This is a genomic window from Pseudomonas sp. FEN (assembly GCF_904067045.1).
Lineage (GTDB): Bacteria > Pseudomonadota > Gammaproteobacteria > Pseudomonadales > Pseudomonadaceae > Aquipseudomonas.
Window position 1 is genome coordinate 16,852 of record NZ_CAJFDC010000025.1, and the last position, 17,634, is coordinate 34,485.

The 17,634-nt window shown below is 60.6% G+C and carries 15 protein-coding genes; 9 read left to right on the forward strand and 6 right to left on the reverse strand.

The genetic code is table 11. The features are described from left to right. Together PFEN_RS21600 and PFEN_RS21605 are read right to left on the reverse strand one after the other, a co-directional pair. Window positions 1-636: a 4Fe-4S dicluster domain-containing protein gene (locus tag PFEN_RS21600; RefSeq protein ID WP_191488748.1), complete on the reverse strand. Its 636-nt coding sequence runs from the start codon at window positions 634-636 to the stop codon at window positions 1-3. A gap of 182 nt (window positions 637-818) precedes the next feature. Beyond that, on the reverse strand, window positions 819-2,756 hold the full coding sequence (locus PFEN_RS21605) for a sigma 54-interacting transcriptional regulator (RefSeq protein WP_191488749.1): 1,938 nt from the start codon (window positions 2,754-2,756) through the stop codon (window positions 819-821). A gap of 242 nt (window positions 2,757-2,998) precedes the next feature. Here PFEN_RS21605 and PFEN_RS21610 point away from each other — a divergent pair, with 242 nt between their 5' ends. The 7 genes from PFEN_RS21610 to PFEN_RS21640 all read left to right on the forward strand — a co-directional run bounded on the left by PFEN_RS21610 (window position 2,999) and on the right by PFEN_RS21640 (window position 8,954). Next, a complete protein-coding gene (locus PFEN_RS21610) occupies window positions 2,999-3,481 on the forward strand; it encodes an MSMEG_0572/Sll0783 family nitrogen starvation response protein (protein ID WP_191488750.1) in 483 nt (160 codons plus the stop codon). Between the two features lie 136 nt (window positions 3,482-3,617). Next, a complete protein-coding gene (locus PFEN_RS21615) occupies window positions 3,618-4,595 on the forward strand; it encodes a Nit6803 family nitrilase (protein WP_191488751.1) in 978 nt (325 codons plus the stop codon). Then, window positions 4,582-5,664, forward strand: coding sequence for an MSMEG_0568 family radical SAM protein (locus tag PFEN_RS21620; protein ID WP_191488752.1), 1,083 nt, complete (start codon window positions 4,582-4,584; stop codon window positions 5,662-5,664). The genes PFEN_RS21615 and PFEN_RS21620 overlap by 14 nt, the downstream gene beginning before the upstream one ends. 14 nt (window positions 5,665-5,678) lie before the next feature. Next, window positions 5,679-6,239, forward strand: a complete 561-nt coding sequence (locus PFEN_RS21625) for an MSMEG_0567/Sll0786 family nitrogen starvation N-acetyltransferase (protein ID WP_191488753.1) — start codon at window positions 5,679-5,681, stop codon at window positions 6,237-6,239. Next, window positions 6,232-7,263 carry a sll0787 family AIR synthase-like protein gene (locus PFEN_RS21630; protein ID WP_191488754.1) on the forward strand — a complete coding sequence of 344 codons (1,032 nt, stop codon included), beginning with the start codon at window positions 6,232-6,234 and terminating at the stop codon, window positions 7,261-7,263. The genes PFEN_RS21625 and PFEN_RS21630 overlap by 8 nt, the downstream gene beginning before the upstream one ends. Window position 7,264: 1 nt before the next feature. Next, complete coding sequence (locus tag PFEN_RS21635) at window positions 7,265-7,600, forward strand: MSMEG_0570 family nitrogen starvation response protein (RefSeq protein ID WP_191488755.1); 336 nt, start codon at window positions 7,265-7,267, stop codon at window positions 7,598-7,600. A gap of 52 nt (window positions 7,601-7,652) precedes the next feature. Further along, window positions 7,653-8,954: an MSMEG_0569 family flavin-dependent oxidoreductase gene (locus PFEN_RS21640; protein ID WP_191488756.1), complete on the forward strand. Its 1,302-nt coding sequence runs from the start codon at window positions 7,653-7,655 to the stop codon at window positions 8,952-8,954. 71 nt (window positions 8,955-9,025) lie between these two features. Here the strand turns inward: PFEN_RS21640 and PFEN_RS21645 are convergent, their stop codons facing one another. Then, complete coding sequence (locus tag PFEN_RS21645) at window positions 9,026-10,810, reverse strand: IlvD/Edd family dehydratase (protein ID WP_191488757.1); 1,785 nt, start codon at window positions 10,808-10,810, stop codon at window positions 9,026-9,028. A gap of 48 nt (window positions 10,811-10,858) precedes the next feature. Beyond that, window positions 10,859-12,040: a fumarylacetoacetate hydrolase family protein gene (locus tag PFEN_RS21650; RefSeq protein WP_191488758.1), complete on the reverse strand. Its 1,182-nt coding sequence runs from the start codon at window positions 12,038-12,040 to the stop codon at window positions 10,859-10,861. A 114-nt stretch (window positions 12,041-12,154) separates the two neighbouring features. Between PFEN_RS21650 and PFEN_RS21655 the strand changes: the two genes are divergently transcribed. After that, a complete protein-coding gene (locus PFEN_RS21655; RefSeq protein WP_191488759.1) occupies window positions 12,155-13,105 on the forward strand; it encodes a LysR family transcriptional regulator in 951 nt (316 codons plus the stop codon). Window positions 13,106-13,412: 307 nt separating this feature from the next. After that, complete coding sequence (locus tag PFEN_RS21660) at window positions 13,413-14,798, forward strand: MFS transporter (RefSeq protein ID WP_191488760.1); 1,386 nt, start codon at window positions 13,413-13,415, stop codon at window positions 14,796-14,798. Between the two features lie 134 nt (window positions 14,799-14,932). Here PFEN_RS21660 and PFEN_RS21665 read toward each other — a convergent pair whose 3' ends face one another. Both PFEN_RS21665 and xylG read right to left on the reverse strand, forming a co-directional pair. Then, complete coding sequence (locus PFEN_RS21665; RefSeq protein WP_191488761.1) at window positions 14,933-16,069, reverse strand: sugar ABC transporter permease; 1,137 nt, start codon at window positions 16,067-16,069, stop codon at window positions 14,933-14,935. Further along, window positions 16,070-17,620, reverse strand: coding sequence for a D-xylose ABC transporter ATP-binding protein (gene xylG / locus PFEN_RS21670; protein ID WP_191488762.1), 1,551 nt, complete (start codon window positions 17,618-17,620; stop codon window positions 16,070-16,072). Between the last annotated feature and the right edge of the window lie 14 nt (window positions 17,621-17,634).

The window sequence follows — 17,634 nt, forward strand, 5'->3', positions numbered from 1 at the left end:
TTATTCCAGAGTCACGTTGGGGTCGACGCTCATCACGCCGCGGTTGATCTGGCTCAGGCGCTGCATCAGGTCCGCCGGTCGAAAGCCGACGGAAGCCGACATCCGGCGTATATAGAGGCCCAGATGGTTCGGCGAAATATGCTCGGGGCAGGCAATGGTGCACAGGTTGCACATGATGCATTCGTCGAATACCCGGCTCGCTGACAGATCACCGACGGCGGCCAGGTTGACGCCTTTCTGCACCTCCAGGCCCTTGGGGCAGGCGCGGTCGCAACCGCCGCAGTGCCGGCAATGACTGGCTTCGGGAAAGGTTGCGGTAATGCGCTCCGAGATGTTCCAGGTGTCGTCCCAGTCGTGGAGGTTGTAGGTGTGGTGCCGGTTCATGGGCAGATGGTCGAGGAAGCTGATCTGTAAACCCTGCTCGACTTGGGTTTCGCAGGCCAGGGCGGTGCTGACCTCGCGTTCGCCGGCACGCCGGATCAGCACCCGGCACGAGCCACAGACGCCTTGGCCCATGCAACCGATGTCGTCGATGAGCGGCTGTCCTGAGTCGATAACGGCTTCCAGGATCGAACGCAGGGCACTGGTTTCGATCAGTTCTCCATTGATGGTGACCTGAACCGGGGATGTTGGCATAAAAGCTCCTGAATGCCCCGCAAACGGCAAGGGCTGAAGAGCAGCTTAGAGCATCATGGCTAGAGGGAATCTGATGTGGCTCAAGAAAAACCGAGCACGGCTCCTGCCGGGTTTGTCGACGAAGACATCGGCCATGTACACACTGGATTTTCCTTGGTCATGTAATCTTGCGGCCCTTCGCACTAACGTCGCTCGGGCCATGGACTGGGCTGGCTTTCCCCCGGTTTGATCTCCAGTCGTTTGAATCGGGAGGCCAATGTCGTCGGTTTGATTCCCAGCAATTGAGCCGCGCCACCCTTGCCAAAGAGTTTGCCGTCCGCCGCCTTCAGCGCCGCCATCATATTGCTGCGTTCAAGCTCGCGGATCTGCGCATCCGTCAGGATGGTGGGAGGCGGGGAGTCGGCCGTGAGCGTGTGCTGGGCGACTTTCGGTTCGTCGGGCAAGTCCAGATTCAGATCCGCGCCAACGGAGGTAATCAACGCGCGCTCGATGACGTTTTGCAACTCGCGAATATTCCCCGGCCACGAATAGCGTTGCAGCCGTTCGATGTCGCTGTTGCGCAGGCGCCGCCCTGGCATGTTCAAACGCTTTCCGGTCTGTTTGAGAAAGTGCGCCGCCAGGGGGGCAATATCCATCGGACGTTCACGTAGCGCCGGAGACTGGATAGGAAAAACGTTGAGCCGGAAATACAAGTCTTCACGAAAGTGCTTCGCGGCGACTTCTTGTCGAAGATCCCTGTTCGTCGCGGCAATGATCCGCACATCGACTTTACGGGTGCGCTCCTCACCGACACGTTCGAACTGGCCTTCCTGCAAAACCCGCAGCAACTTGCTTTGCAGCTCCAGGGGGATCTCGCCGATTTCATCGAGAAACAACGTACCGCCATCGGCCAGCTCGAAGCGTCCAACCCGATCCCGCACGGCGCCGGTAAAGGCGCCACGGATATGCCCGAAGAACTCGCTTTCGAACAGTTCGGCGGGAATCGCCGCGCAATTGACCCGGATCAGTGGGCTGGCGTTGCGGCGACTGGCTTGGTGGATCGCGCGGGCGATCAGCTCCTTGCCGGTCCCCGACTCGCCATTGATCAGTACGCTGGCATCGGTGGGGGCGACCACATCGATCTGCTTGATGATTTTGATGATCGGTTCGCTCTGGCCGACGATCTCGCGGAAGTTGTGTTCGATATGAATCTCTTCCTGCAAGTACGCGTTTTGTTCTTCGAGCCGCTCCTTGAGTACCTTGAGTTCTGCAAGAGCGTTTTGTAGCTGGCTTTCAGTGCTGCGTCGCTCGGTAATGTCGCGAAACACCACCACGGCACCGACGATTTGGCCATCGGAAATGACCGGGGTGCTGGTGAATTCCACTGGAAACCAGCTGCCGTCACGGCGCCAGAACACCTCCTGTCGACCCTCATGAACCACACCGTCGCGCACGGCCTTGTAAATCGGGCACTCCTCGACCGGGTAATGGCTACCGTCCGCGTGGGTATGGTGGTGAATGCGATGGATGTTCTTGCCGATCATGTCCCGCGGTTCCCAACCCAGCATGCGTGCGGCGGCCGGGTTGACAAAGGTGGCCAGGCCCTCGCTGTTGATGCTGTAGATGCCATCGCCCACCGAGCTGAGCAACAGCTGGTTATCGCGCTCGCTTTCCTGAAACAGATTGAGAATGTTGCGCCACTCGATCAACCCTCCGCGCATGGTGCGCTCGGTGTGGGCCTGGTCACGCTGGTATTTCTCACGGCTCAGCTCGCGTATCACCAGAATCAGTTGTTGCTCGCCCTTGATCTGCAATGTGGTGGCGGAGATTTCCAGCTCGATGCGTTCACCGCTTTTGCAGTTGCAACTCAGCTCCTCGGTCCAGCCGTGACCTTTGTCCATCACTGCCTGGGTGAACACGATCAGGTCCGCCAATTGGTGGCCGAACAGCTTGCTCACCGGCAGCTCCAGCAGCTCTTGGCGCGGGTAGCCGAGCAGTTTGCAGGTGGCGATGTTCAAGTCACCCAATCGATCGGAAAACGGATTGAGCAGCGCGATGGCTTCGGCGCAATGCTCGAACACCATGTGCCGCGACGAATACGCCAGATCGGCCCAGCCGTTGAGCGCGTCAGTTTCGTTCATGGGTACGAAATCTCGTGATTTATCGCTACGAATATTCGTATTTCTACGGGAATACGTGAATCGCCGATAGCATCAGATGCACCCGGAAAAACCGGATCAGATTGGCATTCTCAACCTAATCAAGCACTTAGAAATGTACGGAAATTAATTTTATTTCCTGGCACGGCGTTCGCTCTCTCTCCAGTAACCCGGCAGCCCGTCCAGGCTGACGTTCAAACAGCAAAAAACTGGAGAGCAACACCATGCCTATCGTGGATATCCCCCATTACAAAGACGGCGACTTCCTGGTCAATTACGAAGAAAAGGTCTTCGAGGACATCAAAGCCGAACCCGGTGAAAAAGTCCTGATCACCTTCCACACCATCGCCTTCGAGGGCTCCATTGGCCTGGTCAACATGCTTCAGGCCAAGCGGCTGCTGCGCAAAGGCTTCGAAACCAAAATCCTGCTGTACGGGCCAGGCGTGCAACTGGGGGTGCAACGTGGTTTTCCGACCCTGGGGGCAGAAGCGTTCCCCGGTCACTTGGCAGTGAACAAGCAACTTGTCCAGTTCATGGAAGAGGGCGGTGAGGTCTATGCCTGCCGTTTTGCCCTGCAAGCGTTGTACGGCCAGACCGAGAAAGCGCTGATCGAAGGCATCCGCCCGATCAACCCGCTGGATGTGATGGACCTGCGCCTGCTGATGCGCCGTGAAGGCGCGATGATCATCGATACCTGGACCGCCTGACAGCACAGCCCGCGTTGTGGGAGCGAGCTTGCTCGCGATGGGTGAATCTGACACCGCGTCTCGCCCGAATCGCAGGCAAGCCAGCTCCCACGGGGCGCCGTGCAACTGACAAAACACACTGACCTCAGGAATCATCATGGCCATTATTCGCGCAGCCGCCGTACAGATCAGCCCGGTGCTTTACAGCCGCGAAGGCACCGTGGACAAGGTCTGCCAACAGATCATCGCCCTCGGTCGACAAGGTGTGCGGTTCGCCGTGTTTCCGGAAACGGTGGTGCCTTACTACCCGTATTTTTCATTTGTGCAGCCAGCATTTGCCATGGGCGCACAACACCTCAAATTGCTCGATCAGTCCGTAACCGTCCCGTCCGCCGCCACCTTGGCGATTGGCGAGGCCTGCAAACAAGCGGAGATGGTCGTGTCCATCGGCGTCAATGAACGCGATGGCGGCACGATCTACAATGCGCAATTGCTGTTCGATGCCGACGGCCGCCTGATTCAGCATCGACGCAAAATCACCCCGACCTACCATGAGCGCATGGTCTGGGGGCAGGGCGATGGTTCCGGCCTGCGCGCCATCGACAGTGCGGTCGGGCGCATCGGCTCGCTGGCGTGTTGGGAACATTACAACCCGCTGGCCCGCTATGCCCTGATGGCGGACGGCGAGCAGATCCATGCCGCGATGTTTCCCGGCTCGTTGGTGGGCGATATTTTCGCCGAACAGATCGAAGTCACTATTCGTCATCACGCCCTGGAATCCGGCTGTTTCGTGGTCAACGCCACCGCCTGGCTGGACGCCGACCAGCAGGGCCAGATCATGCAGGACAGCGGTTGCGGCCCTGGCCCGATCTCGGGGGGCTGCTTCACCGCGATCGTTTCACCTGAAGGCAAATTGCTCGGTGAACCGCTGCGGTCCGGCGAAGGCGTGGTGATTGCCGACCTCGACCTGGCCTTGATCGACAAGCGTAAACGGATGATGGATTCGGTCGGGCACTACAGCCGTCCGGAACTGCTCAGCCTGCTGATCGACCGCACGCCAACGGCGCATGTACATGAGCGAGCCGCGCATGTTGCGGCGGTTGCCGTCGAGGAGCTCGAACATGCAAGTCAATGAATTGTTGGCCGAGTTGCAGTGCCATGGCGTGCGCTGGCCGGCTGCTCAGAACGGCTTGTCTCGACAAGGTGGCGCGGGTCCGTCCGACCACAAGGCACTGAGTTTCGGTAGCCGGACCATGATGGTGCCGATCCTTAATCAGGCCTCTCGGGACTCGCCCTATCAAGCACAGCCCAGCGCCGATGGCAGCCAGGCGCTGATCTTTCGCGAGGGGCGCCAGGTTGGTCAGGTTCAGATGCCCGGAGTGCCGAAGTTCTACGGTTTGAGCACCGCCGAGGGTATTCCCTACTGGAAAATTGCCACTCTGCACAGCCGCGATGTGCTCGCGACCACGGTGTTGCAACACTGCATCCGCTTCAATGATCGCGGCAGTTCCTGCCAATTCTGCGCCATCGGCCAGTCCCTGGCGGCGGGCAAGACCATCGCCCGTAAACGTCCACAGCAACTGGCGGAAGTGGCGAAAGCCGCGGTGGAGCTCGATGGCGTCAAGCACATGGTGATGACTACCGGCACCCCGCAAACCCCGGACCGGGGCGCGGCGATTCTGTGTGAGTCCGCGGCGGCGGTGACCGCCGCTGTCGATCTGCCGATTCAGGCGCAGTGCGAGCCGCCGGATGACGATCACTGGTTTCAACGCCTGGCCGACAGCGGCGTGGTGTCGTTGGGCATGCACCTGGAGGCGGTCACCGATGAAGTGCGCCAACGGATCATGCCAGGCAAGGCCGAAGTGCCGCTGAGTCGGTATTTCGAGGCCTTCGGCGCGGCGGTCGAAGTGTTCGGTCGCGGTCAGGTCAGCACCTACATCCTCGCTGGCCTGGGCGACAGCGAAGCGGCGATCAGCGAGATGAGCGAGCGTTTGTGCGCGCTGGGCGTGTACCCATTCGTGGTGCCGTTCGTGCCTATCGACGGCACGCCGTTGGCCCATCACCCGAAACCCGACAGCGCGATGATGGCCCGACTCTATCCGCGGATCGGCGCGAGCTTGCGCCGTCACGGTTTGCACTCGGATCAGATCAACGCCGGTTGCGCCAAATGCGGCGCGTGCTCGGCCCTGAAGAGCTATGAATAAGCCGGAGAATCCTCATGCCGAATCTCGCCTTTGCCTTGGTCGACAGCACCTTCGAACCGTTTCGAGCCGCTGAACTGGTGGTCAAACCCGCCAGCGAGAACTGGGAGAAACAGGCCTATTTCGCCCTGCGGCGTTCGGTGTTCTCCGATGAGCAGCAACTGCTGGCGCAGGACAAGGACCGCCATGATTTCCAGGCAATCGCCATCGTCGCCCTGGCCAGCAATTGCGGGATCTGCGATCAGGTGGTGGGCGCGGTGCGCATTTATCAGCCCGAGCCGGGCCTGTGGTTTGGTGGCCGGTTGTGTGTGGCACCGGCGTATCGGCGGCACAGTATGATCGGCAAGGCCTTGGTCAACGAGGCGGTGTCACTGGCCAAGGACCTGGGCTGCGAGGTCTTTCGCGCGACCGTGCAGGCGCAGAACGAAGTCTATTTCCATGGCTTGCGCTGGCAAACCCTCGAACAACTGGAGTTGCTCGGGCAGCCGCATTGTTTGATGCAGGCGGATTTACCGAGCTACCCGCTGATGCCGCGTCAGGTCTCATTGCGTGCGTTGAAGGTGGCTCGTCATGAATGACATTCTGGATTTGACGGTGCTGCTCGACACCTTGCGCGGTACGCCGGCAATGCGTTCGAAACAAGCGATCCAGCAGCCTGTCGCCGTTATCGGAGGGGCAAAGCCATCGCTGAGCCGCGAGCAGCTTTATGCCTTGCCTGGCGATGACACCGCCGCCATTGCCTGTGGCGATCATTTTCAGCTGCTGGCCATCGAAGGCATGTTGCCGGTCTTTGTTGAGGTGGCGCCATGGTTTGCCGGCTGGTCGGCGGTCATGGCCAATGTCAGCGACATCACCGCCATGGGCGGGCGTGCCACGGCGGTGGTCGATGCTTTCTGGCATCACGACAACGGCGCCGCCCGCGAACTGTTGGCGGGTATTCGTGCGGCCTGCGAAGCCTATGGCTTGTTGCTGGCCGGCGGGCATACCAGTCTCGTGGTGGGTAACCCGACCGTTCTGGCGGTGGCGATTACCGGCACGGCCCACAAATTACTCTCGACCTTGCATGTCGCTCCCGGCCAGGTCATTGCCATGGCGGTGGACCTTGAAGGGTATTGGCATGCCGATAGCACTTACTGGAAAGCCTTCGAAGGCGTACCGGCTGAACGCCTGCGCAGCAAACTCGAAGTGCTGCCGCGACTGGCCGAAGCCGAACTGTTGTACGCAGCCAAAGACATCAGCAACGCCGGAGTACTCGGCAGCTTGTTGATGCTGCTGGAAACCCGCGGCTGCGGTGCGACGATCGATTTGAATGCGCTGCCGTGCCCGCCGGATGCCGACCTCGCTCGGTGGTTGCAGGTGTTCCCCAGCTACGGCTTTTTGATGACGCTGGAGGCGCGTGACTGGGCGCAAGTACAGACCGCGTTCGCCTTCGAAGGGGTGCGTTGCGAGCGCCTCGGCTGGGTCGATTCCAGCGGCGTGCTGAACGTGCGGGTCGGCGAGCAACGCGCAGAATTCTGGAACCTGCATGAGCAGGCGTTTACCGGCTTCAGCTACCCCGATATCGACCTGACCCCTTTGAATCTCAAGCAACAGGAGCACTGACATGCCCGCCGTCAATTTCAGAATTCGTTGGCCCAATGGCAAGGAAGCGACCGGCTATTCGCCTTCGACCGTGATTTACCAATATCTGGAGGAGGGCGTCAGTTATTCATTGCCGGATTTTCTGCAGCGAATCGAAAACGCCTTGAACAATGCCTCGGAGCGGGTCAAGCAGGTCAAGGGCTTCTATTGCAGTTCGGCCATGGACACCTTGAGCTCGCTCAAGGGCCAGGCCAGCTATTTCGTCGAGCCAACCCACGCCAGCGGGCAGGTGGAGATTCTCAGCATGCGTATCGAGGGCGCCGGCCAGGTGCTCGGAACCGGCTGGAGTTCATTCTGATTCATCGATTTTTTCATGTAACCCTTTTCGTTACCGAGTACCGGAGCATCCCATGACCAGCCAACTCACCTCAATCAAACCTCCCCATCACAGCGTGATCGTCGTCGGCGGTGGGCAGGCCGGATTATCCGCCAGCTATTACCTGCAGCAGCAAGGTATCGATCATCTGCTCCTGGAAAAACATAGCCTGACCCACACCTGGCGCGACCAGCGCTGGGATGCGTTCAGCCTGGTGACGCCCAACTGGCAGTGCGCGTTGCCGGGCTACACCTATACAGATGATTTCAAGGGCAGCGATCCTCACGGATTCATGAAAAAGGACGAGATCAACCAATACCTCGCCGGCTTCGTCCAGTCGGTCAACGCCCCGGTCCGCGAAGGTGTTACGGTGCAGCGTGTGGTCCCGCGCGCCGCCGGTGGTTTCAAGGTGCACACCTCCCAGGGCGAGTTCAGCGCCGATCAGGTGATCGTCGCCTCCGGTGGCTATCACACGCCGATCATCCCGCGCCTGGCCGAGCGCTTGCCGGCAGACATTCAGCAGATTCACTCCGAGCAGTATCGCAATCCGCAAGCCTTGCCCGCCGGCAATGTGCTGGTGGTCGGTTCGGGGCAGTCGGGTGCGCAAATTGCCGAAGATCTGCACTTGGCCGGTCGCAAGGTTTATCTGGCGGTGGGTGATGCGCCGCGTTGCGCGCGGTTCTACCGCGGCAAGGACGTGGTTGATTGGCTGGCGCAGATGGGTTACTACGAGATCGGCGTGGACACACATCCTTTGCGTGAAGGCGTGCGCGATAATACCAACCACTACGTCACGGGGCGCGATGGTGGACGTGACATCGATCTGCGCAGCTTCGCGCGTGAAGGGATGGAGTTGTTGGGGCGGCTTGAGGAGCTGCAAGGTGATCGGTTGCACTTTGCCAAGAACCTGAGCGAGAGCCTGGACAGCGCGGATGCGGTCTATAACCGGATCAATGCCTCAATCGACAAATATATCGAAGAACATTCGATTGTTGCTCCGCCGGGCGGAGTTTACCTGCCGGTTTGGGCACCTGGGCCGGAGCGTGGCGATTTGGCTCTCAAGGAGGAAGGTATCACCAGCATCATCTGGTGCATTGGCTTCAGTCCGGATTTCAGTTGGGTCGAGGCGCCGGTGTTCAACGGGCGCGGGCATCCGGGTCATCAACGGGGAGTGACAGCGCAGCCGGGCTTGTACTTCCTCGGATTGCCATGGTTATACACGTGGGGCTCGGGGCGTTTCTCGGGCGTGGCGCGAGACGCGCAGTATCTGGTGCGGTACATTGCCGAGCGAGCGCTTGAGAGTGCGTCACAGCAGCGGCGTTCGGCCGCGGGTTAGGTCTCTGGCATGCCTGCCCATGCCAGAGGCCCGCAGGCCTTGCCTGAGAATTCGCCGAAGGCTTGCCGTTGTCAGTGGGAGTGGCGTGGCTCACCGCTACGGGCGATGACGTTGAGATGCAGGGTGGCGGGCTCCAGACAGCCGCCCGTGGACAGTTGCCCGACCAGTTGCCGATACAGCTCCTGCCAGGGCGTTTGCGAGGGCGGAAAGCTTGGCGTCCAGTCCGCTCGGCGACGGGCCATTTCGTCTTCGTCCACCAGCAGGTTCACCGAGCGGGCATTGAGGTCAACCCGCAGCCGGTCGTTGGTTTTCAGCAACGCCAGGCCACCCCCGACTGCCGCTTCCGGAGACATGTTGAGGATCGACGGACTTGCCGACGTGCCGCTCTGACGGCCGTCGCCCAGGCAAGGCAGGGAATCTATACCGCGTTTGATCAGCGCCGCGGGTGGGTCCATGTTCACGACTTCGGCGCTGCCGGGGTAGCCCACGGTGCCGGCGCCGCGAATCACCAGGATGCAACGCTCGTCGATATCCAGGGCTGGGTCGTTGATGCGTGCGTGGTAATCCTCCGGCCCTTCAAAGACAATGGCCCGCGCTTCGAAGCTGTTTTCCGCGCCGGGTTCGGACAGGTAGGTCTTGCGAAAGGCTTCACCGACCACCGACATTTTCATGATCGCGCTGTCAAAGAAATTGCCGCTCAGCACGATAAAACCGGCGCTGTGCTTGAGTGGCGCGTCGTAGGGCAGGATGACGTCGGTGTTGCTGCTGGCGGTGGCCGTGACAATCTCGCCAATGCTCTTGCCGCTGACCGTGGCACAGTGTTCGTGCAGGCGTCCGGCCTTTTGCAGTTCGTGCATGACGGCCGGTACCCCGCCGGCGCGGTGGAAACCTTCGCCGAGGTATTTGCCGGCGGGCATGCAGTTGACCAATAGCGGCACATCCACGCCGATGCGCTGCCAGTCGTCCAGGCTCAGTTCAACGCCCATATGGCGGGCAATGGCAATCAGGTGCGGTGGGCAGTTGCTCGAAGCGCCCAGGGCCGAGGCGACGGCAATCGCGTTTTCGAAGGCTTGGCGAGTCATGATCTGCGAAGGCCTGACGTCTTGACGGACCAGTTCGCAAATGCGCTTGCCCGTGGCATAGGCCATCTGCCCGCGCTCGCGATACGGCGCGGGAATGCTGGCGCAACCGGGCAACGACATGCCCAGGGCTTCGGCGAGGGCGTTCATCGAGAGAGCGGTGCCCATGGTGTTGCAGTGACCGATCGACGGCGAGGCGGCGGTGGTCATTTCCATGAAGCCTTCGTAGTTGATCTCCCCGGCGGCCATCAGTTTGCGCGCGTGCCAGAGTACGGTGCCGGAGCCGATCAGTTCACCCTTGTGGTGACCGTCGAGCATCGGCCCGCCCGACAGGACAATGGCCGGCAGGTTGGTGGTTGCGGCGGCCATCAGGCAGGCGGGGGTGGTCTTGTCGCAACCGGTGGTGAGTACCACGCCGTCCAGGGGGTAGCCATGGAGGATCTCCACCAGCCCCAAATAAGCCAGGTTGCGGTCGAGTGCCGCGGTCGGCCGGCGGGACTGCTCGGCGATAGGATGCACCGGGAACTCCATGGGAATGCCTCCGGCATCCCGAATGCCGGCCTTGACCCGTTGTGCGAGTTCCAGGTGGTGACGGTTGCAGGGCGTCAGGTCGCTGCCGGTCTGGGCAATGCCGATGATGGGGCGCCCCGACTGCAACTCGTCGCGGGTCATCCCGTAGTTCATATAGCGTTCGACATACAGGGCGGTCATATCGGCGTGGGCAGGGTCGTTGAACCATTGTTCGCTGCGCAAAGGGCGTTTGAGGGTGTCACTCATGATTCATTTCTCTCTTGTAGTGGGTTGAATCGATGACCTGCGACGGTCTCAACGTGCGAGCAGATCGCGCGCCGCCAGATTGCGCAACAACGCACCGACGCCAAAGGTCCAGGGGGCGGCGTCGCAGCTGTGGGTGACCTGGTTGTGCAGACTGCCGAGCAGCGGGCTGCTGATCCTGACCTGATCTCCCAGTTTGTGGGTAAAACCGCTGCCGACATGATCGCGGTCCTCGGTCGGGGCGAACAGCGTACCGAGAAACAGCAGGAAGCCGTCGGGGTATTGGTGATTGCCGTTGAGGGTCTGGCTGGCCAGGTCCTGTGGGTCGCGGCTGATCTGACTCATCGAGCTTGAACCGTGCATCCGGTAACCGTCCTCGCCTTGTACCTGGAGGTCGATCACGCAAGCGCGAACATCATCCAGGCTGAAATGCTCGTCGAACAGGCGAACGAAGGGCCCGATGGCGCAGGACGCATTATTGTCCTTGGCTTTGCTCAGCAACAACGCGCTACGTCCTTCGAAGTCGCGCAGGTTGACGTCATTACCCAGCGTCGCGCCGTGGATCCGGCCACGGCTGTTCACGGCCAGAACGACTTCCGGTTCCGGATTGTTCCACTGCGAGCCAGGATGAATGCCAATCTGGCTGCCGCTGCCCACGGCGGCCAGGATCGGTGCCTTGGTGAAGATTTCCGCGTCCGGGCCGATGCCCACCTCCAGGTACTGGGACCACAGGCCCTGTTCGATCAGCAAGGCTTTCAATTGCATGGCCTGGCTGGAGCCGGGAACGATCGCGCGCAGGTTGTCACCGATCACGCCTTGCACGGTTGCCCGTACTGCTTCGGCTTTGGCGGCGTCACCACCGGCCTGTTCCTCGATCACTCGCTCGATCATGCTGGCGGCGAAAGTGACCCCGGCGGCCTTGATCACTTGCAAGTCCAGGGGCGGCAACAGGTAGGGCAAGGACGGATCGGGATTGGAGCCGGTATTGGCCAGCAGGGTTTCGAGACTGGCAATGAAAGTGCCGGGCGTCTGCCGCACGGCCTGCAGTGGGGATTCGGATTCCAGCAAGTCGCTCAGGGTCGCGAAGCGGGCCGACAGATCGAACACGCCATCGCTGCGCAGGACGATCGGCGAAGGCCCGGCAATCCGGCCCGGAACCCAGGCGCGGCCGATCAGCGTGCCGGCCACGCCATCGACCGGCAGTGTGTTTTCGGGAGTAAGCAGTATCGACATGGCGCATCTTCCTGGTTCGTAAAGCCTTCACGCTAGGGGTCCCAGTCGATAAACTCCAATGAGATATTTTCAGTAATCAATAACGGTTGGTTATCGTTGTCCCGAGGAGCACTTATGTCGGAACTGTCATTCTCCAGCGTCTGCGGCTGGCTTAAATTCAGGCATCTGCTGTTGATCGACACCTTGGGGCGCACGCGCAACATGCATCTGGCGGCTCAGCAGATGAACCTCAGTCAACCGGCCATCAGCAAGATGCTCAAGGAAATCGAAAGCTTGCTGGGCTTTGCCCTGTTCGAACGGCAACCGCGGAGCATGCCACCCACGGACCTGGGCGAGCATGTGCTGCGCTATGCGCAGATTGCCTTGAACGATGCACGCTCGTTCGTCGAGCAGATCAGCAGCCTGCGCGAGGGTGGCCATGGTCATCTGAAGGTCGGTGGGATTTTCGCCGCCACGGCGGTCGCGTTGCCCGAGGCCATTCTCCAGATCAAGCAACGCTGGCCGTTGTTGTCGATCGAAGTGGTGGAGCAGACCAGCAATCACCTGATGGAGATGCTCGAAGAGAAGAAACTCGATCTGGCGGTCGCCCGTTTCACCGATCAAGGCCAGCAGCAACGCTATGACTTCCAGCCCCTGGCCCCTGAGCCGTTCTGCATCGTGGTCAACAGCCGTCATCCGCTGGCCGCTGCCGGTCCTTCCTCGTTGCAGCAGTTGGTGGACTTGCCGTGGATTCTCTATCCGGTCGGCACGCCGATTCGCGGGCGCATGGAGCTGGCATTCGCCGAGGCCGGGGTGGCCATGCCGAGGAACACCGTCGATACCATTTCCATGCAAACCTTCCTGCAGGTTCTACAGCGTGGGCCAATGATCGGCATGTTGCCGGAGGCCATGGTCCATCCGCTGATCGACAGCGGCCAGCTGAAAATCCTGGATACGCCGTTGCACCTGGTGCCACAGGACTACGGCATCCTCACGCGCAAGGGCGAACATCTGCTGGGGGCGGCGCTGGAGTTTGCCGAAATACTGAAGGATAACGCCCGCTTGGCAAGCGATCAGGCCGGTTGAAATGGAAGAGTTGTTGGGGATTTTCGATAACGATTCGTTATCGGTTAATCCAAAAATGCCATTGGGAAAGAATCGATCCGCGGCAGTAGAGTACTGAGCAGATTCCAATCCGGGCCGGGAGACAGTCACGCCCGAACTGTCCGGCCAAACCGCTCACAGCGAGTACATGGCCACTACGGAACGGCTGGCCGTGGCGATCCTCGCGCCGCCGAATTGCTGCCATGGGAGTCTTTGGCCCGGCCACCGTGGTGCCAGATCCATTCGATAAAAACAATCAGGCATGTCCACATGCCAAGGGGTTACCTTTATGCAAACGATCTCCGAACATTTGCCCGCGCAGGCGCAAGCCGGCGAACTCGATGTTGAAGACAAGATCTACCGCAAGGTCATCTGGCGAACACTTCCCGTCCTGCTCCTGTGCTACATGGCGGCCTATCTGGACCGCGTCAACATCGGTTTTGCCAAGCTGGACATGCTCAACGAGCTGCACTTCAGCAACACGGTCTACGCCCTGGGCGCCAGTATGTTCTTCTGGGGCTATTTCCTGTTCGAAGTCCCCAGCAACCTGTTGCTGCATCGCTTCGGCGCGCGCTTCTGGATCGCCCGCATCATGTTGAGCTGGGCGCTGATTTCCATGGCCGTGGCCTTCACCGTGCCGCTGGCGGCGTTTTTTCACATCGAATCGAGCACGATGTTCTACGTGCTGCGTTTCCTGCTGGGCATCTGTGAAGCCGGCTTTTTCCCGGGCGTGATCCTGTACCTCAATTATTGGTTTCCTACCCATCGACAAAGCCGGGTGATGTCCGGTTTCCTGATGGCCCTGCCGGTCAGCCTGACCCTGGGTGGGATACTCTCCGGTTGGCTGATGAACAGCATGCAAGGCGTGCGCGGAATGTCCGGCTGGCAATGGATGTTGCTCGCCGAGGGCATTCCCTCGGTGATCATGGCCTTCATTGTGATCGTCTGCCTGGCCAACAACATCGACTCGGCCAAATGGCTTTCAGCCGCGGAAAAAGCCTTGCTCAAGGCCAATCTGCAGACCGATAACCAGGGTAAGGCGACACGCCTGAGCGAGGTGTTCTTCAATTCGCGGGTGTGGTTGCTGGTGCTGATCCTGCTGAGCTTCAACACCGGCTTTTACGGCCTGGCGTTTTGGATGCCGTCGATCATCAAGAGCGCGGGCATCACCAACAACTTGCATATCGGCCTCCTCACCGCGATTCCCTATTCGATCGCCATGGTTGCGATGTTACTCAATGCACGACACTCCAACCGCACCGGTGAACGCCGCATGCACGCGGCGATTCCCGCTTTCATTGGTGGCGTCGGGCTGATCCTGAGTGCCTTTTTCGCCAACAACCTGGTCTTGTCCGTGCTGTTCCTCAGTGTTGCCGCTTCGGGGATCCTCAGCCTCATGCCGATTTTCTGGACGCTTCCGGGGACGGTGCTGTCGGGTGTCGCGGCCGCGGCGGGTATCGGCATGATCAATGCCATCGGCAACCTGTCCGGCTTCACTGGGTCGATGATCACCGCCGTGGCCGAGAACCTCACCGGCAATATCAATAACGGCACCTACGTGCTGGCTCTGTGTCTGTTTATCAGCGGCGGGCTGATCTTGACGATTCCCGCCGCGATGCTGGGAAGGACACAGAAAACGGCTGCCACCGCCACGGCCAGGTTGGAAGCGGCATGAGCACGCAGGGCAAGCGGGTGCTGCTCACGGCGACCGGTCCAGCCCCGGCGCCTGGGTATCGCGGGACTGGGTGAATAGCATCGGGTCACGGTGCAAGCAGCCTGATCCGTGGGATGGTTGTTGGGCCTTTCAGATCAGCGTCGTCCGCTCCGGGTACTCACATCGACCCATACGGCCAGCACCAGAATGCTGCCTTTGACAATCATCTGCCAGTAACTGTCTACGTCGAGCATGGACATGCCGTTGTCCAGGCTGGTGATGACCAGCGCGCCGAGGAGGGCGCCGTAAACGGTGCCGGAGCCGCCGCGCATGGAGGTGCCGCCGATGAAGCAGGCGGCGATGGCATCGAGTTCGCCCATGTTTCCGGCCGAGGGCGAGCCCGCGGCCAGGCGCGCGGTGTTGACCACGCCGGCGAGGGCGCACATCACGCCCATGATGCCGAAGATCCACAGCTTCACTGCCTGTACGTTGATGCCAGACAGGCGCGTGGCTTCCATGTTGCTGCCTACCGAGTAGACGCGTCGTCCGAACACAGTCTGGCTGGTCACGTAGCTGAACACGCCAAGCAGCATCAGCAGAAGCAGCACGGGAACCGGGATGCCATCGTAGCTGTTGAGGGTCTGGACGAACCCGGCCAGCACCGCGCCGATCAACACCACGCGCAACACGTCACGCACCAGTGAGTGGGCCGCCAAGCCATGCAGGGCGCGGTTGCGTCGCTGTTTCCAGGTCAGGAAAAGTGTCAGGGCGAACAGCAGTACGCCGAGAACCATTCCTAGCGTATGGGGCAAATAACCCTGGCCGATGTAGACCAGCGGCGGTGATACCGGGGCAATGGTGGTACCGCCGGTAATCCCCAGCAGGATTCCGCGAAACGCCAGCATGCCCCCCAGCCCTACAATAAACGACGGGATGCGCAGGTAGGCGGTCATAAAACCGTTGCCCAAGCCAATCGCCAACCCGCACAGGGCGACCACGCCCAGATTCGCCAACAGCGGCAAGTGATGGATCACGTCGAGAATCGCCGCCAGGCCGCCCAGCAGGCCCAGCAATGAGCCCACGGACAAATCGATCTCGCCGCTGATGATCACCAGCACCATGCCGCAGGCGAGAATCCCGGTGATGGACATCTGCCGCAGCAGGTTGGAGAGGTTGCGCGGGGTCACAAACCCGCCGTCGGTTTGCCAACTGAAGAACAGCCAGATGATCGCCACGGCGATCACCAGCGCGAGCATTTTGTAGCGGCTGAAAATGAGTTTGAGCTGATTCATCTACGCGGTTTTCCGATCATTATTGTTATGGCCATGGCTGAGCGCGGCGGCGAGCACCCGTTCCTGGGTGAGCTCATGGTTGATGAAGTCGCCGCGCAACTGGCCTTCGCCGATCACCAGGACACGGTCGGAAACCCCCAGTACTTCGGCCAGCTCCGAGGACACCATGATGATCGACACGCCTTCGGCCGCCAGCGCCCCCATCAGCTTGTAGATCTCATACTTGGCGCCGACATCCACGCCTCGGGTGGGTTCATCGAGAATCAGTACGCGGGGTTTGGTCATGAGCATCTTCGCCAGCACGGCTTTTTGCTGATTGCCGCCGGAGAGGCTGGTGATCGGCAGGAACGGACTCGCGGTCTTGAGGTGCATGCGCGAGATTTCCCGGTCGATGCTGCCCAGTTCGGCTTCAGCATCGATGCGGGTCATTTTCGAGTAGTTGTCCAGGACGGCCAGGGTGATGTTCTGGCCGACCCCCAGGTCAGGAATGATGCCTTGGCGCTTGCGGTCTTCCGGGACCATGCACAGGCCGGCGCGGATGGCCTTGAGGGGCGTGCGTGTGTCGATCGGTTGGCCGTCCAGCCAGACCTCACCTTCGTGGCGCCCGGGGTAGGCGCCGAACAGCGCTGACACCAGTTCCGTGCGCCCGGCGCCGACCAGCCCGGCGATGCCGAGGATTTCCCCGCGCTTGAGGACGAACGAAATATCGTCGACCCGTTTGCGCTTGGGGTTGTCGACGTCGTAGCAGGTGACATGACGCGCCTCGAAAATCACCTCGCCGACGGCATGGGGTTCGGTGGGGTAGAGATTGCTCATTTCCCGTCCGACCATCTGGGTGATGATCCTCGGAATGTCCATGTTCGCCATGGCGGTAGTGGCGATGTGTTTGCCATCGCGGATCACTGAAATGGTGTCGCACACGGCGGCCACTTCATCGAGTTTGTGGGAGATATAGACGCAGGCAACGCCCTTGGCCTTGAGGTCGCGAATGATGTCCAGCAGCACTTCGATTTCCGAACGGGTCAGCGCCGATGAGGGCTCATCGAGGATCAGCAGGCGCGCTTGCTTGTTCAGCGCCTTGGCGATTTCCACCAGTTGCTGGTAGCCACCGCCGTACTGTGACACCGGTAGCGATACGTTCATGTCCGGCACTTTGAGTTCACGCATCAGGCTTTCGGCGCGGTGGATCATCGCCGGGTAGTTCATGCGCCCGCCGGGCAGCGTCAGCTCGTGACCCATGAAGATGTTTTCGGCGACCGACAGATCGGGGACCAGGGTCAGCTCCTGGTGAATGATGACGATCCCGGCGGCTTCGGTTTCGCTGATCGATTGCGCTCTGAGCGGCTGTCCGTCCCAGAGGATTTCTCCGTCCCAGGTACCGTAGGGGTAGACCGCCGAGAGGACTTTCATCAGCGTGGATTTGCCGGCGCCATTCTCGCCGCACAGGCCGACGCATTCACCGGGTTTGACCTTGAGGTCGATGCCATTCAGGGCTTTGACGCCACCGAAGGTTTTGACGATGCCGTTCATTTGCAGCAGGTAGTCGGACATGACGAGGTACTCAC

Bases quoted from the DNA above. Each gene is read 5' to 3' on its own strand.
- PFEN_RS21600 (WP_191488748.1), bottom strand. From the start codon at position 636: ATGCCAACATCCCCGGTTCAGGTCACCATCAATGGAGAACTGATCGAA.
- PFEN_RS21605 (WP_191488749.1), bottom strand. From the start codon at position 2,756: ATGAACGAAACTGACGCGCTCAACGGCTGGGCCGATCTGGCGTATTCG.
- PFEN_RS21610 (WP_191488750.1), top strand. From the start codon at position 2,999: ATGCCTATCGTGGATATCCCCCATTACAAAGACGGCGACTTCCTGGTC.
- PFEN_RS21615 (WP_191488751.1), top strand. From the start codon at position 3,618: ATGGCCATTATTCGCGCAGCCGCCGTACAGATCAGCCCGGTGCTTTAC.
- PFEN_RS21620 (WP_191488752.1), top strand. From the start codon at position 4,582: ATGCAAGTCAATGAATTGTTGGCCGAGTTGCAGTGCCATGGCGTGCGC.
- PFEN_RS21625 (WP_191488753.1), top strand. From the start codon at position 5,679: ATGCCGAATCTCGCCTTTGCCTTGGTCGACAGCACCTTCGAACCGTTT.
- PFEN_RS21630 (WP_191488754.1), top strand. From the start codon at position 6,232: ATGAATGACATTCTGGATTTGACGGTGCTGCTCGACACCTTGCGCGGT.
- PFEN_RS21635 (WP_191488755.1), top strand. From the start codon at position 7,265: ATGCCCGCCGTCAATTTCAGAATTCGTTGGCCCAATGGCAAGGAAGCG.
- PFEN_RS21640 (WP_191488756.1), top strand. From the start codon at position 7,653: ATGACCAGCCAACTCACCTCAATCAAACCTCCCCATCACAGCGTGATC.
- PFEN_RS21645 (WP_191488757.1), bottom strand. From the start codon at position 10,810: ATGAGTGACACCCTCAAACGCCCTTTGCGCAGCGAACAATGGTTCAAC.
- PFEN_RS21650 (WP_191488758.1), bottom strand. From the start codon at position 12,040: ATGTCGATACTGCTTACTCCCGAAAACACACTGCCGGTCGATGGCGTG.
- PFEN_RS21655 (WP_191488759.1), top strand. From the start codon at position 12,155: ATGTCGGAACTGTCATTCTCCAGCGTCTGCGGCTGGCTTAAATTCAGG.
- PFEN_RS21660 (WP_191488760.1), top strand. From the start codon at position 13,413: ATGCAAACGATCTCCGAACATTTGCCCGCGCAGGCGCAAGCCGGCGAA.
- PFEN_RS21665 (WP_191488761.1), bottom strand. From the start codon at position 16,069: ATGAATCAGCTCAAACTCATTTTCAGCCGCTACAAAATGCTCGCGCTG.
- xylG (WP_191488762.1), bottom strand. From the start codon at position 17,620: ATGTCCGACTACCTGCTGCAAATGAACGGCATCGTCAAAACCTTCGGT.